15 protein-coding genes are annotated in these 13,621 nt (G+C 59.9%); 11 read left to right on the forward strand and 4 right to left on the reverse strand.

Annotated elements, in window-relative coordinates; all coding sequences use genetic code 11:
• The first annotated feature begins 85 nt into the window (after positions 1-85).
• The 7 genes from NXC14_RS09345 to NXC14_RS09375 all read left to right on the forward strand — a co-directional run bounded on the left by NXC14_RS09345 (position 86) and on the right by NXC14_RS09375 (position 7,945).
• Positions 86-1,225: a sugar ABC transporter substrate-binding protein gene (locus NXC14_RS09345; RefSeq protein WP_085777902.1), complete on the forward strand. Its 1,140-nt coding sequence runs from the start codon at positions 86-88 to the stop codon at positions 1,223-1,225.
• Positions 1,226-1,300: 75 nt separating this feature from the next.
• Positions 1,301-2,839, forward strand: a complete 1,539-nt coding sequence (locus NXC14_RS09350) for a sugar ABC transporter ATP-binding protein (protein WP_085777903.1) — start codon at positions 1,301-1,303, stop codon at positions 2,837-2,839.
• On the forward strand, positions 2,836-3,831 hold the full coding sequence (locus tag NXC14_RS09355) for an ABC transporter permease (protein ID WP_085777904.1): 996 nt from the start codon (positions 2,836-2,838) through the stop codon (positions 3,829-3,831). The genes NXC14_RS09350 and NXC14_RS09355 overlap by 4 nt, the downstream gene beginning before the upstream one ends.
• Positions 3,828-4,808 carry an ABC transporter permease gene (locus NXC14_RS09360; protein ID WP_085777905.1) on the forward strand — a complete coding sequence of 327 codons (981 nt, stop codon included), beginning with the start codon at positions 3,828-3,830 and terminating at the stop codon, positions 4,806-4,808. Before NXC14_RS09355 ends, NXC14_RS09360 begins: the two co-directional genes overlap by 4 nt.
• Before the next feature lie 324 nt (positions 4,809-5,132).
• Positions 5,133-5,792, forward strand: coding sequence for a peroxiredoxin (locus NXC14_RS09365; protein ID WP_085777906.1), 660 nt, complete (start codon positions 5,133-5,135; stop codon positions 5,790-5,792).
• Between the two features lie 148 nt (positions 5,793-5,940).
• Positions 5,941-6,897 carry a lytic transglycosylase domain-containing protein gene (locus NXC14_RS09370; RefSeq protein ID WP_085777907.1) on the forward strand — a complete coding sequence of 319 codons (957 nt, stop codon included), beginning with the start codon at positions 5,941-5,943 and terminating at the stop codon, positions 6,895-6,897.
• Positions 6,898-6,991: 94 nt separating this feature from the next.
• The gene (locus NXC14_RS09375) at positions 6,992-7,945 is read left to right on the forward strand and encodes an NAD-dependent epimerase/dehydratase family protein (protein WP_085777908.1); all 954 of its coding nucleotides are present in this window, start codon (positions 6,992-6,994) and stop codon (positions 7,943-7,945) included.
• A gap of 17 nt (positions 7,946-7,962) precedes the next feature.
• Here NXC14_RS09375 and NXC14_RS09380 read toward each other — a convergent pair whose 3' ends face one another.
• Positions 7,963-9,228 carry a glycerate kinase gene (locus tag NXC14_RS09380; RefSeq protein ID WP_085777909.1) on the reverse strand — a complete coding sequence of 422 codons (1,266 nt, stop codon included), beginning with the start codon at positions 9,226-9,228 and terminating at the stop codon, positions 7,963-7,965.
• Positions 9,229-9,422: 194 nt separating this feature from the next.
• Here NXC14_RS09380 and NXC14_RS09385 point away from each other — a divergent pair, with 194 nt between their 5' ends.
• Both NXC14_RS09385 and NXC14_RS09390 read left to right on the forward strand, forming a co-directional pair.
• Complete coding sequence (locus NXC14_RS09385) at positions 9,423-9,725, forward strand: DUF6074 family protein (protein WP_085777910.1); 303 nt, start codon at positions 9,423-9,425, stop codon at positions 9,723-9,725.
• Positions 9,726-9,874: 149 nt separating this feature from the next.
• A complete protein-coding gene (locus NXC14_RS09390) occupies positions 9,875-10,294 on the forward strand; it encodes a low affinity iron permease family protein (RefSeq protein ID WP_085777911.1) in 420 nt (139 codons plus the stop codon).
• 14 nt (positions 10,295-10,308) lie between these two features.
• Here NXC14_RS09390 and NXC14_RS09395 read toward each other — a convergent pair whose 3' ends face one another.
• The 3 genes from NXC14_RS09395 to NXC14_RS09410 all read right to left on the reverse strand — a co-directional run bounded on the left by NXC14_RS09395 (position 10,309) and on the right by NXC14_RS09410 (position 12,496).
• Positions 10,309-10,668: a low affinity iron permease family protein gene (locus NXC14_RS09395; RefSeq protein ID WP_085777912.1), complete on the reverse strand. Its 360-nt coding sequence runs from the start codon at positions 10,666-10,668 to the stop codon at positions 10,309-10,311.
• A gap of 205 nt (positions 10,669-10,873) precedes the next feature.
• A complete protein-coding gene (locus NXC14_RS09400; protein ID WP_085777913.1) occupies positions 10,874-11,794 on the reverse strand; it encodes a hypothetical protein in 921 nt (306 codons plus the stop codon).
• Positions 11,795-12,259: 465 nt separating this feature from the next.
• Positions 12,260-12,496 (reverse strand): hypothetical protein, encoded by a 237-nt coding sequence (locus tag NXC14_RS09410; protein ID WP_085780048.1) that lies wholly within the window; start codon positions 12,494-12,496, stop codon positions 12,260-12,262.
• Positions 12,497-12,702: 206 nt separating this feature from the next.
• Here NXC14_RS09410 and NXC14_RS09415 point away from each other — a divergent pair, with 206 nt between their 5' ends.
• Both NXC14_RS09415 and NXC14_RS33315 read left to right on the forward strand, forming a co-directional pair.
• On the forward strand, positions 12,703-13,041 hold the full coding sequence (locus tag NXC14_RS09415) for an oxidoreductase (RefSeq protein ID WP_085777914.1): 339 nt from the start codon (positions 12,703-12,705) through the stop codon (positions 13,039-13,041).
• Between the two features lie 289 nt (positions 13,042-13,330).
• A complete protein-coding gene (locus NXC14_RS33315) occupies positions 13,331-13,510 on the forward strand; it encodes a hypothetical protein (RefSeq protein ID WP_085777915.1) in 180 nt (59 codons plus the stop codon).
• Positions 13,511-13,621 lie beyond the last annotated feature (111 nt).

The raw sequence follows: 13,621 nt of genomic DNA on the forward strand, positions 1-13,621 counted from the left end.
ATAGGGATGGAATCTTTCCGGGCCAAATACGCACATCAAAAGCATTAGAAGAGGCGGCTAAGTCCGCCTGAGGAGGAGAACATTCATGCATAAGGTGGAGAAAGCTAAATTCGCACGTATCGCGGCGTTTTCGGTGTCGGCATTTGCCTTGCTGTGTGGCGCGGCCAGCGCGGAACCGAAGGTCGTGTCCGGCCCGGCCGCCGACCCCGGCTGCATGGTGCCGTGGGCAGCGGACACACAGTTCTTGCAATATCCGAAGAAGGAAGGTCCCTATCGTATCGCACTGGCCAACGGCTACATCGCCAATACTTGGCGTATTCAGATGGTCCAGACGGCTAAGGCCTATGCCGCTCAACCCGATGTCGCCGCCAAGCTCAAAGAATTTAAGGTTGTTTCGACGGGCGAGGACGTGCCGGCCCAGATTTCAGCCATCAACAACTTCATTGATGCCGGTTACGACGCCATTGTGGTCAACGCGCAGAATCCCACCGCCTTCGGCCCGGTGATTAAGCGCGCCAAGCAGGCCGGTGTTATACTCGTCGCCTTCGACAATATCCTCGACACCAAGGACGCGATCAACGTCAACGTCGATCAGAAGGGGCTAGGCGTCCTCTGGGCCGACTGGCTGATCAAACATCTTCCGAACGGCGGCAAGGTGCTTGAGGTCCGCGGCGTCGCCGGCACCTCGGTCGATACGGATCGTCACAATGGTATTCATGAAACCCTGGACGCCTCCGGCAAGAAATTCACAGTCACTGAAGTGGTCGGAAAGTGGGACGACGGCGTTGCTCAGAAAGCGACTGCCGATGCGATCGCCACCAACGGTCCGTTCGACGGTATCACCGCCCAGGGCGGCGATACCGGCGTCGTGCAGGCGATGATCGATGCAAAACATCCCTTTGTGCCATTCGGCGGTGAGACGGAAAACGGCTTTCGCAAATTCTGCGCCGCCCATGCCGCCGATGGTTTGAAATGTTCGTCCGCCGGAACGGGACCGGCCCAGGTTGCGGTTGCCATCAAGACCGCGATCGCAGCGCTTGAGGGGCAGGTCGTGCCGCAGGCCATCAAGCTCCCGACTGCGCTGGTTTCTGACCCGGATTTCAAAGAGGGTCAGGACTATTATCCAACCCAATCCGACAACTTCTTCGTCGGCAACTCTTTCCCGACCTGCGGCATTAATTTCACGGCCCAGGAAATCATGGGACAGTCGAAAGAGAACCAATAGCAGCCTCCGCGGATTTGATTGCGGGTGTTCGCACCCGCAATCTTGGCCGTGACAGAGCAAACGGAGGCTGGACGCATGACTTTGTCCGAACCGATTTTCCGCATGGAAGGCATATCGAAGCGTTATGGCGGAGCCGTCGCGCTTAAGGATGCCGACATCGCCATTCGGCCAGGGGCGATTCATGCCGTCCTTGGCGAGAACGGCGCCGGCAAGTCCACACTGATCAAGATCATGGCGGGCGTCGTGGCGCCGGACGAAGGGCGCATGCTGCTTGATGGAAAGGAGATTACCTTTGCCTCACCTGCAGCGGCCAATGCAGCCGGCATCGTCTGCGTCTTCCAGGAACTGTCGCTCATTCCCGATCTCTCGGTCGCCGACAACATCGCCATCAGCCACCCGCCGCAGAGGTTCGGCATGATAGACCGGCGCGCCCAGCGGCGGATCGCTGAGGAAGCGCTCGCCCGCGCCGGCGCGTCCGACATCCATCCCTCGGTTTTGGTCAAAGACCTGCCGTTGTCTCGACGACAGATGGTAGAGATCGCCAAGGCCCTTGCCCGCAAGCCGCGACTGATGATCCTGGATGAGGCAACATCGGCGCTGACGCAAGCGGATGTCGAGAAAGTGTTTGCCGTGCTCAAGCGCCTCCGCGCCGAAGGAATGGCGCTAATCTACATCTCTCACCGCATGCACGAAATCGCCCAACTGGCCGATGACTGCACGGTCTTCCGCAACGGCCGTAGCATCGAAACCTACCCGGCGGGCACCAAGAGGGACCAGCAGGTAGTCGAACTGATGATCGGTCGTGAATACACCAACGTCTTTCCGCCGAAGCCCGCGCATCGACCGGAGAAAAAACCGATCCTTTCCTGCCGCGATCTTTCCTGGGGCGATCGGCTCTCCGGCATCACTTTCGACATCCGGCCGGGCGAGATCATAGGCCTCGGCGGACTGGACGGGCAGGGGCAGCGTGATTTGCTGCTGGCCTTCTTCGGCGTGCTGCGTGACTTGAAAGGGGAGATCGCGATCGACGGCATGCCGATCAGACTGAAGAGTCCCCGTCATGCCAAGTCTGACGGCATATCCATGGCGTTGATCCCCGAGGACAGGAAGACCGAAGGGTTGATGCTGCCGATGACCGTGCGCGAGAACCTCTCGATTGCAGCTCTCGACCGGGTTTCGCGGAATGGCGTCATCGATCGACTAGCCGAGCGTCGCGAAATCGACGACCTGTTCAAGCTTTTGGCAATCAAGGCTGCGACGATCGACATGCCCGTTGCAGGCCTCTCCGGCGGCAACCAGCAGAAGGTGGTCATTGCCAAATGGCTGATGAACCGGCCGCGCATCATCCTTCTCAACGATCCGACGCGCGGCATAGACGTCGGCACCAAGCAGGAAATCTATCTGCTGCTGCGCAAGCTTGCGGATGCCGGAGCGGCGATCATCTTCTACTCCACCGACTATGACGAACTGATCGGCTGCTGCGACCGGGTACTCGTCATGTATGATGGAAGCATTGTCCGCGAGCTTGAAGGCGCCGATATCAACGAACATGAGCTGATCGGCGCCGCGCTCAATATAGACGGCGACCACGCACAACAGAGGGCAGCGCCATGACCAGACTGGCTTTTGGCGAACGACGGTTTTGGTATGCGCAACAGAAGGGAACGTTGTTTGCCGCACTGCTCTTCGTCGCCATGTTCGCCCTCTACGTTTCGAACCACCCGGCGGGTTTTACCCCCAACGTTGTGCAGACGGCATCGAACAAGGCGACGCTGCTTGCCTTTGTTGCGATGGCCCAGTGCCTGGTTGTCATCACCGCCGGCATTGACCTTTCGGCCGGCATGGTATTGGTCCTCTGCAATTGCCTTGCCTCCTGGCTGGTCGTCGGAACGCCGCTGGAGACAGCGGCGGGCGTCGTCGTGGTGCTGCTTGCCGGCCTCGGCTGCGGTATGCTGAACGGGCTCATCATTATCTTCGGCCGGCTGCAGCCGATCGTCACGACGATTGCGACTAGCGCGATTTTCTACGGCTTAGCGCTATTGCTGCGGCCGACTCCGGGAGGCTCAGTCAACGAGGATCTGGCCGATGCGTTTACCTCAAAGCTTTTCGGGGTCGTTCCGGCAAGCCTCACCGTCCTTCTCGCAGTTATCATCGTTATCTGGATACCGTTCAGCCGCTCGACCATAGGCAGGGCAGCCTATGCCGTCGGTTCGGCCGAGAATGCCGCCTTCATGTCGGCGATGCCGGTCAAGCGGGCAAAACTTGCCGCCTATGCCTTGGCCGGACTTCTTTCGGCGATCGGCGGGCTCTATCTCACCTTCTTCTCCTATACCGGCGAAGCGGCTCTGGCGAGTGGCAATGCCTACACACTCTATTCGATTGCGGCGGTGGTGCTCGGCGGCGTTTCCCTCGCGGGCGGCAAGGGAAGTGCTGTCGGCGCCGTTTTCGGAGCTTTGGCATTTCGAACGATCGGCGACCTGCTGTTCGTCTTCGATTTCGATCCGCTTTGGCAGCCGCTATTCCAGGGCGTCGTGTTGATGCTGGCGATCAGCATCGGCTGCATCGGCCTTTCCAGGGTTCGCAATCGGCTGGAGTGGTTTCAATGAGCGAGGAAACAACCTTGCGGCAGCTTCGAGTGCCGGCACGGCTGCGTGGCGTCGATCCGGCGGTGGCAACCGCTTTCGGATGCATCATCCTGCTTCTGCTCGCCGGATCGATCTACTCGCGAAATTTCCTGTCGCCCGAGTATCTCCTGCAGCAACTGAAGGTCGCCTCCTTCCTCGGGGTCATCGCCACCGGCATGATGGCGGTAATCTTGCTCGGCCAGATCGACCTTTCTGTGCCATGGGTGATAACGACAGGCGCAATGATGGCCTGCGCCGCGACTTCATATGGAGCGACCGGTTCGGTTCTGGCGATCCCCTTCGGCATTTTCTGCGGTTGCGCGATCGGTCTCGTCAATGGCTTGGCCGTCGGCTATCTTCGCATTCCCTCGATGATCATCACGTTGGCCAGCAATGCTGTCGCGCAAGGGCTGATGGTCGTTTACACCGGCGGCTTTTCCCCGCAGGATTCCGCCTCGCCGGCCATGCGATTCCTTGCGGCCGGATACACGGTTCCTGGGTTGCCGAACGGTGTTCTGGTCTGGTTCTTGATCGGTCTGCTTGCGGTCTTCATGCTGACGCGCACAACCTTCGGTCGATCGCTTTACGCAATCGGAAACCGCGAGCGCGCTGCTTATATGTCCGGGATCGACACACGCCGTATCACACTTCTCGCCTTCGTCATGTCAGGCGGCCTCAGTGCGCTCGGCGGGGTTCTGTTGGCGGGTTATGCATCGAAGGCGTCGCAATCCATGGGCGACGCTTATCTGTTGCCCTCGATTGCAGCCGTCGTCCTCGGGGGCACTCACGTGCTCGGCGGCAAAGGGTCGTACCTCGGGACGGTTGCCGGCGTTATCTTGATCACGCTGCTGCAATCGATTCTTTCGGTGATGCAAATCGAGGAAGCGGGCCGCCAACTCATTTACGGCGCGGTCATCATCAGCATGCTTCTGCTTTACGGCCGCCAGCGGCCGGTCTGACGGGCATAGTCGTGCCGAACTGCAGAGAGCACCGCATCCGGCGCAGGTATGGCGGTCGGTTCTCCACCGATGGAAAAGCAATCGGATTTTTCATGGTGCGACCTGCGGGAAAAATAATGCCGGCGCAAGCTGCAAATCGAAAGAGCGTGCCTTCGGTTCTCGTGGTATATAGCTTAAGGAGATGCGAGGAAGACCTTGGGATGGAAGGTTTTCTGCCCGCAGTTGCTGGGATCTGAACATTTGCAATCCACGACATCTCCAGCAGGCGTTCATGACCGCGATCCGAGATAATAATACCCCAACACTGGCTTTGGAGGGCCGACCATGAGCTTACGTATCAACGATATTGCCCCCGATTTTACCGCCGACACCACACAGGGACCGATCAGCTTCCATGATTGGATCGGCAACGGCTGGGCCGTGCTGTTCTCGCACCCGAAGAATTTCACGCCTGTCTGCACGACGGAGCTCGGCGCCATGGCCGGCCTCGCCGACGAATTTGCCAAACGCGGCGTCAAGATCATCGGCATTTCCGTCGACCCGGTCGAAAGCCATGCCAAGTGGAAGGGCGACATCAAGACCGCAACCGGCTTTGATGTCGATTACCCCTTGATCGGCGACAAGGATCTGAAGGTTGCCAAGCTCTACGACATGCTGCCGGCCGGTGCCGGCGACAGCTCCGAAGGCCGCACGCCTGCCGACAATGCGACTGTGCGCTCGGTCTTCATCATCGGCCCGGACAAGAAGATCAAGCTGATCCTGACCTATCCGATGACGACGGGCCGCAATTTCAATGAGATCCTGCGTGCCATCGACTCCATCCAGCTGACCGCCAAGCACCAGGTGGCGACGCCGGCAAACTGGAATCAGGGCGAAGATGTCATCATCACCGCTGCCGTTTCCAATGACGATGCGATCGCGCGGTTCGGCTCCTTCGATACCGTCCTGCCCTATCTCAGGAAGACGAAGCAGCCGTCGGTCTGAAAACGGCTTTCAAGTTCGTTCCCGAAGCCGCCGCGGCCATTGCCCGGCGGCTTTTTTCATGCTGGCATTGCGAAATGGGGAAGCTTCGCGCCTTAATCGATGTTATCTAGCATGAACGTCGCGATGGAAGTTAACCTGCTGAGATCCGATGATAGGGCGAAAGCGTCAGTCCGGCATTTTGAGGAATTCGGCGAAGGCCCTGCTTTCGCTTTGTTTTCTGTTTTCCGGCGTCGATACGCCGAAAGCTCAACCGGAAGGGAGTGCTGCCGAGCCGGCCTGTCTCTATTCGGGACCCTCGGCCTTGGGTTCAGGCGAGAGGCTCTGCATCCGCAAGGACAGTTTCAATCGTGACCTTTGCATCGCGATCGAGCATTTCGCCGAGGCCAATCGGTTGCCGCCGGCTTATTTCGCCCGACTCATCTGGCGGGAAAGCACCTTTCGCCCCGACGCAGTCAGCATCAAGGGCGCGCAGGGCATTGCGCAGTTCATGCCTGGAACGGCGAAACTTCGCGGCCTCGACGACAGCTATCAGGCGCTGGAAGCCTTGAGGAAATCGGCGCAATATCTCGATGAATTGCGAAATCGTTTTGGCAATCTCGGCCTTGCCGCGGCCGCCTACAACGCCGGCGAAAAAGGTCTTGCGACTTACCTTACATCAGGCAGGTTACCCTACGAGACGCGCGGCTACGTGATGGCGATCACCGCGCACACGGTCGAGGAGTGGAAGGACAATCCGCCTGAGAATGCGGCCGCCCCGCTCGACAAGGACAAGTCCTTCCTTGACGGCTGCGTGGCGCTGGCCGAAAGCCGGATATTGAAGGACACGCCTTGGCGTCAGGAGGGCATTTGGGCTCCCTGGGGCGTCCAGCTGGCGGCGAATGCCGATGCCGCCGTGGCGCGGCGCATGTTTCGCGACGCCGTGCTGGATCTGCCTGCGCCATTGAACGCGGAGCAGCCCCTGATCCTGCGTCAGCGCGATCGCAGCTTCGGTTTTCGACCGCGTTATGCCGCCCGCATCGCCCGGCAGACACGTATGGAGGCCAACGACGTCTGCAATCAGATCCGCAAGCACGGCGGCACCTGCCTCGTTTTCAGGAACCAATAGAAGGCCTGCTCCATTCGTGACGAAAAGTCTGCTTGCACGATCGCTGGACGGCGCAGCATAGTCGCAGCGGATCATGCCATCGGGAGGGAAGACAATGCGCGTTTTGGTCATTGGGGCAACGGGCCATGTCGGAACCTATCTCATTCCTCGTCTGGTGGAGGCGGGTCACGACGTCGTCACCATCAGCCGCGGCGCGGCAAGGCCTTATACGGCAAACCGCGCTTGGGCCTCCGTCGATCAGCGACAGATGGACCGGGTAGAGATGGAGCGGACCGGCGAATTCGGTCCGGCCGTCCGGGCCTTGAACGCCGATATCGTCATCGATATGATCTGCTTCACGCTGGAAAGCGCCGAGCAGCTGGTGACGGCGCTGTCAGGGCATGTCGGCCATTTCCTACATACCGGCACGATTTGGACACATGGATATTCGGTGGCCGTGCCGACACGGGAGGAAGCGCCGAAGTCTCCGTTCGGTGACTATGGCATCCAAAAGGCGGCGATCGAAAACTATCTGCTGCAGCAGGCAAGACTTCGGGGTTTTCCGGCGACCATCATTCATCCCGGCCACATTGTCGGCCCCGGATGGGCGCCGCTCAATCCGGCCGGCAATTTCAATCTGCAGGTCTTTTCGACCCTTGCCCGCGGAGAGGCTCTGGCGCTGCCCAATTTCGGTCTGGAGACCGTTCATCATGTCCATGCCGACGACGTGGCGGCGATGTTCATGGACGCGATCGCCAATCGGAATGCATCGATCGGCGAAAGTTTCCATGCAGTATCGGAGCAGGCCGTGACGCTTCGCGGCTACGCCGAATTCATGTCGCGGTGGTTTGGGCAGGACCCGAAGCTCACCTTCGCACCATTCGACGCCTGGGCGGAAGGCCAGACGGCCGAGGACGCGGAGGCGACATGGGAGCACATCGCCCGCAGTCCGAACTGCTCGATTGCCAGAGCCCGGCGCCTGTTGGGCTACACCCCGAGGTATACGTCTCTGCAGGCGGTGCAGGAATCGGTCGGCTGGCTGGTCGGGCAGGGACGGATCAAGACCTGATCGCCGGTTAGTCGTCTCTAACGGATGAGGATCGCCCTGAAATCGTTGACATTGGTTCCGGTCGGACCGGTCTCGAAGAGATCGCCGATAGCCTTGAACGCCGAGTAGCTGTCATTGCCGTCGAGCAGCCGGCGCGGATCGAGCCCGGCGGCGCGCAGACGCTTCACCGTGCCGTCATCGGCAAAGGCGCCGGCATTGTCTTCCGAGCCGTCGATCCCGTCGGTGTCGGCAGCCAGCACAGCAATGCCGTCTTGCCCATCGATTGCAAGCGCCATGGCAAGGGTGAATTCGCCATTGCGCCCGCCCTTGCCGCCTTTGGCTTTCAGCGTCACCGTCGTCTCGCCGCCGGACAGGAGGACGGCCGGCTTCGAGAATGGCCTGTTCCGCCCGAGGACCTCGCGGGCGATGGCCGCATGCACCAGCGCCACGTCACGCGATTCGCCTTCGATGGCATCCGAAAGGATTGCCGGCGTGATCCCTTGTGATTCCGCCTCGGCGGCGGCGGCCGCCAGCGAAACGCCCGCAGAGGCGATGATGTGATGCTCGTGCCGCAGGAATATCGGATCGTCCGGCCGCGGTGCATCTGCCTTTGGCGAGTTCAGATGGTCGAGCGCGGCCTGCGGCAGCTGCAATCCATACTGCCTGATGATCTCCAGCGCTTCGTGCCGTGTTGAACCGTCGGGCACCGTCGGCCCGGAGGCGACGTGGGCCGGGTTATCGCCGGGAATATCCGAAACGATCAGGCTGATGACTCTCGCTTTCGTCGCTGCCGCCAGTCTTCCGCCCTTGATGGTGGAGAGATGCTTGCGCACCACATTCATCGCCGAGATCGGCGCGCCCGACGCAAGCAGCATTTCGTTGAGCGCAATTTCATCTTCGAGCGTCAATCCTTCCGGCGGGGCGGGCAGCAGTGCCGAGCCGCCGCCGCAGATCAACGCGATCACGAGATCGTCTTCCGTCAGCCGGTTCACCGTTTCCATCAACCGTCTGGCGGCAGCGAACCCAGCAGCGTCGGGCACCGGATGGGCTGCCTCGATGATCTCGATGAAGCGCGTTTCGCAGCCATAGCCGTATCGCGTGACCACCAACCCCTCGATCGGTCCGGCCCATGCGCTTTCGAGCGCCCGCGCCATCTGCGCCGCGCCCTTGCCGGCGCCAATCACGACGGTTCTTCCTTTCGGTTTCTCCGGCAGGTGCGATTTGATGCCGGTCAGCGGATCGGCCGCGCGAACTGCCGCGTCGAACAGGCTTTTCAGGAAATCGCGGGGGGCGGTTATCGTCATCGTTGGTCTCTGCTGCCTCAAGGTGTCGATTGTGACCGAGACTGTCGGCGTATCGGCGTGGCGGCGTCAAGGCCGAAGATGCGGTGATCTGACGGCAGTGACGCAGAGTCTCGGCATTGAAAGAGGCGAACGAATAGAAAGCATTAACCATCCTCCCGTAGACAACATATAGGATCAAAGGAAACCTGTATTCGATGGCCACTGAAACGACCTGCCGCCCCGCCGCCAGCTCTCACGAAGGCAAGGTTATTGCCTTTCCCTCCGCAACCGGAACTGCCAATATCGAGCGCTGCGCCCGGGAGCTCGGCCGCCGGCATGGCGCGGACGCAGTCGAATTCTGGAAGGCCGAGTGCCGCAGGCTTGCCGATCAGCTTCTCGCCGCGGGAATGCCGGAGAGCCTTGTCGGTCAGCGGGTGATGGAGTTTCAACAAGATGTCCAGATCGAACTGGTCCTCAGCCACCAGAAGCAGGCCGTTGCCAAATCACAGAAACGCTGATTCATCGGGTTTGATCCGACGCGTCTGACCAGCAATCTCATGCCTTGGGCATGCCGTCCGGATCGACCTCGACGGCATGAGGAACTTCCGCCCGGATGTGGAGTTGATGTTGTCGATTGACAGCATTGATGCTGCGGGAGCCTTCTCGAATGTCGAACAAATCCAACTTCTTCTCTTCCTTCGCAACCGCCGTCGCCGAGCTGTCGGGAAGGCCGTTCACCTTTATCGCAGCTCTGATGCTCGTCCTCGTCTGGGCAGTGTCCGGGCCATATTTCGATTATTCCGAAACGTGGCAGCTCGTGATCAACACGACGACCACCATCATCACCTTTCTGATGGTGTTTGTGTTGCAGAACAGCCAGAACCGTGACGGAAAGGCTTTGCAGGCCAAGCTTGACGAGCTCATTCTGACGAGTCAGGCCGCCAATAAATTTGTTGGCATCGAAAAGCTCGACGAGGGCGAGCTCAGGGAAATGAGCAAGACGCTTGCAGAAAAGGCCGAAAGCGTCGAGGAGAAGGCGGATGAGAAATCGGACGAGAAATCCGGCGCAGAGGCAACGTCCGGTTAGAGGCGCCCATCTCCTCACACTCGCTTCGCCGAAATCTGGTCTTGATGTTGCTGCCGCATCTCTTCAATAGCGTCGGCATCTTTCTTCTCAGCTGCAATCCAATGGTTTCCTGCCTCGCTTGATCGGATTAGTTCGTCGAGCTTGGCATGGAGTGCCTTCATGTCCCGATTTTGGGAGTGCTGCAGCAGCAGCAAAATAAGGAATGTGACGAGCGTGCCCACCATGTTGGTCAGCAGAAACCACTGCCGGGGAAAGGAAAATCTTAAACCGACTGCCGTCCATAGAGTTATGAACCCAATCAGCGCGACAGGAACCACACGGTGCCCTGCCCATGAAACGGCGAGGTCGGAAATCAGTCGAAAGCGCCAGCGCATATGGCTCTCCACAGTCCCATAAAGGAAGATGGAGCAGATCGTAGCCGTTTCCATCACCAGGCGTGTCGCGATTATTCAGATGCGCTTTGGCGTTTCACGTCTTCATACGCTCCTCTACTGGCTTTAGCGTGACGTGCGTGCTTTTGGTCAGGCTGACTGCCGAGCCGAGGACTGGGGCGCGCCGTTGAGACCGCGCCCCCCTCAGTTAGAGGCGGGATGTGACGACGAGATCTTCCTCTGCGTCGCGTTGCGATCCTCCCAGAGCCGCAGCCGCAGCGGCTATGAAGGCGCCCACCAGAAGCGACAAGGATCCCAGCAATGCCGTGGTCGAGGCGGCTTTTCGTGCCTCGTCGGCAGCCTTCTGCGTGGCAGCCTTAGCGTCGTCGATACGCTTCAGCACAGCATCCACGCGGGCGCGTGCATCGGCTTCGGAGAGACCGGTCCGCGCAGAGACGATGGTGGCAAGATAGGCCTTGTCCTCATCTGGAACTTGCCCTTCGGCAGCGCCATTGAGGAGGATGCGGGAGACTTCCGACGTTGCCGCAGCATCGTTGGATGTCGCTGCCGCACGCGCCTGGTCAGGGCGTAGCAATGCGTCGGTAAAATAGGCGGTGGAAAGATCCAGCGGCGAGGTTGACGACGTTGCTGCTGCCGTACCGGCGGCCGCGGCGGTCGAGCCTACGGCTTGCGCGGCCGATCCTACCGCCTGTGCACCGGCGCCGGCGAGCGACGTCAGCGACGACGCAAGGAATCCGGCGACGAAGATGGTTGCCAGAGCCCAGCTTAGGAAACCATGCGCGGTGTCGCGGAAGAAAACCTCGTCGGTGTGGACGGCGGCCCATTTTGTGCGCAAGCGGCCGGTTACATAGCCTCCGAGCGCGGAGGAGAGCCATTGCACGAGAACGAGCCAGATCGCCGCTGTGATGCCGAGCGTGCCGAGCGAACTGCTTTGTCCTGACCAGGGCGACACCATCGTCAACCCAAGCCCGGATCCCAGAAGAAGAAGGATGAGGGTTACTCCGATGGCGGCGGCCGCGCCACCGAAGATGGGTCCCCATGTCATGGCGGATTTGGAGGATTCGACCGGAGCAGCAACCTCTCCGGAACCTGTCATTGAAACCGACATGATCCGTTCCTATCGCATAAACAGAGCCAGAAGAATGATGATCGGCAGTGGAACGCCAAGCAGCCAAAGTAGAATACCGCGACCCATGAGAGACCTCCTGTCAAAGGCGACGTTACGTGCTTGATGCCACACAACTTTTAACGATGGCGTTTGTTCCCGCCGGTGGAAGCGGTGGGTTTGAAGCGCGCGGTTGCCTGTCTGTCGCGCGGCAGCATTTGAAGGAACAGCAGATTGCCGGAGCGGTCTTGCCGCATCCTTGGCATTGAAGGCGTTTGGCCAGACTGGCGAGAGACAGGTTCTGGCCGCAGCGCCGGGCAATATTCCGCCGCTCGATAAACATCTGGCGGCGACATGCGTGGCAACGGGCATACATGACGAACCACTCCGGCAACGTCGCCAATGTTGCCCTTTCGATTTCGACGGAGTGGCGATCAGGAGGCGCGAGGCCGATACCGCGACGATGTCTCATGGCCTTTCAACGGTCGTTGTCCGTTCACAGGCCATGCCGCGGCTCACGCCTTTATCTCTCAGGGCGAGCTGAAGTCTGAGATGACGGCAATCCAGCAGCAGCGTTGTAATGGCGGCACGGACGTCCCCTTGGTGAAAAGCGACAACTGCGTCGACTTCTCCTCTCAACGTTTCTTCTGCTAATTTTTCGGCTGCCTGCGGACGCACGACCTCGATCTCCTTCAGAGCTTCCAATCCGATTTTCATTTGCGCCCACCGATGTTCCTATTATGTTCTCATACGCCTTCGAGTCAAGAATGAAGGCGTTTCCGCCGTTCGTTCGGTCATCGGCCGAGGCGGTGAGCGACGCAGGGGCGTTCCTGTACGTTTTCGAACTGAAACAATCTCCAGAGGCTTTTGTTTGCTGCCTATCGGCAATGAAGCAGCGAGGAGGATATCCAATGCTTCTGAGAATAATGGCAGTAGCAGCAATCACGATTGGCCTGGCAACGTCGGCAATGGCGCAATCAGGTGGAGGGTCGGGATCGGGCAGCGGCGGCGGCGGAGCCTCAAGTTCCGGCAGCGGCACCATGTCTGGTTCGGACGCCAGCGGTTCCGGCAACACGAACTCCAGCGGTGCCGGCGCAAATACGACTGTCGGCGCCGGTGCGACCGGTGCGAACGGATCCGGCGGCGATCCGAACGACTGTCAGCGCCAGCAGGCCGGCGGCACCGGCAACCCGGCTCCCACCTCCGGCAATAGCTCGACACAACCCGACGCGGCAAATGCATGCCGCTGAAAGCTCGAGCCGCTTCGTCAACTTGCCCCGGAAGTCAGTATCGCTTCCGGGGCGCCATATGCTTTGTGCTATCTTTTAATACCGCGAGGATGGCCGACGATATGAACGTATTGCACGCATAATTTTTAACGACCCGCACCAATTTTCGCGGCTGAAGCTGACGTCCGTTGAGAGTCGCGCCTATATCTTCAGCCGCAGAGTGATTTCGGAGGAGTTCGGGAAATGCTCCCGTGGTTCTGGAAGAAGGGACTCTCGCTTACCGAGCGCAGCGGAAATGGGAGAAGTATTCATGAACAGATTTCGAGCATTCTTAGCGGCCGGAGCAATTGGCCTGTCGGTCATTGCCTCAGCTTGCTCGACGCCGCCAAATTCATATGGCTCGGCATCGGGATACCAGCCTGGCGATTCCATGAACCCGGCCTGCGCCGACGGCTTCCGGCCCGGCGACGGCCGTTCGTGCAGCTATTAGAGAGGGAGCCGCTTCAAATCCGATGTCTGGGGTCGGACGACCAAAATTGCGAGAACAAAGCGCTCGATCCGACATGCTGAACACCCAATCGGAGCCTCCAGCCGCGCGAGG

The organism is Rhizobium sp. NXC14, assembly GCF_002117485.1.
Lineage (GTDB): Bacteria > Pseudomonadota > Alphaproteobacteria > Rhizobiales > Rhizobiaceae > Rhizobium.

Bases quoted from the DNA above. Each gene is read 5' to 3' on its own strand.
- NXC14_RS09380 (WP_085777909.1), bottom strand. From the start codon at position 9,228: ATGACGATAACCGCCCCCCGCGATTTCCTGAAAAGCCTGTTCGACGCG.
- NXC14_RS09390 (WP_085777911.1), top strand. From the start codon at position 9,875: ATGTCGAACAAATCCAACTTCTTCTCTTCCTTCGCAACCGCCGTCGCC.
- NXC14_RS09370 (WP_085777907.1), top strand. From the start codon at position 5,941: ATGATAGGGCGAAAGCGTCAGTCCGGCATTTTGAGGAATTCGGCGAAG.
- NXC14_RS09400 (WP_085777913.1), bottom strand. From the start codon at position 11,794: ATGTCGGTTTCAATGACAGGTTCCGGAGAGGTTGCTGCTCCGGTCGAA.
- NXC14_RS09395 (WP_085777912.1), bottom strand. From the start codon at position 10,668: ATGCGCTGGCGCTTTCGACTGATTTCCGACCTCGCCGTTTCATGGGCA.
- NXC14_RS09350 (WP_085777903.1), top strand. From the start codon at position 1,301: ATGACTTTGTCCGAACCGATTTTCCGCATGGAAGGCATATCGAAGCGT.
- NXC14_RS09385 (WP_085777910.1), top strand. From the start codon at position 9,423: ATGGCCACTGAAACGACCTGCCGCCCCGCCGCCAGCTCTCACGAAGGC.
- NXC14_RS09360 (WP_085777905.1), top strand. From the start codon at position 3,828: ATGAGCGAGGAAACAACCTTGCGGCAGCTTCGAGTGCCGGCACGGCTG.
- NXC14_RS09355 (WP_085777904.1), top strand. From the start codon at position 2,836: ATGACCAGACTGGCTTTTGGCGAACGACGGTTTTGGTATGCGCAACAG.
- NXC14_RS33315 (WP_085777915.1), top strand. From the start codon at position 13,331: ATGAACAGATTTCGAGCATTCTTAGCGGCCGGAGCAATTGGCCTGTCG.
- NXC14_RS09415 (WP_085777914.1), top strand. From the start codon at position 12,703: ATGCTTCTGAGAATAATGGCAGTAGCAGCAATCACGATTGGCCTGGCA.
- NXC14_RS09365 (WP_085777906.1), top strand. From the start codon at position 5,133: ATGAGCTTACGTATCAACGATATTGCCCCCGATTTTACCGCCGACACC.
- NXC14_RS09345 (WP_085777902.1), top strand. From the start codon at position 86: ATGCATAAGGTGGAGAAAGCTAAATTCGCACGTATCGCGGCGTTTTCG.
- NXC14_RS09375 (WP_085777908.1), top strand. From the start codon at position 6,992: ATGCGCGTTTTGGTCATTGGGGCAACGGGCCATGTCGGAACCTATCTC.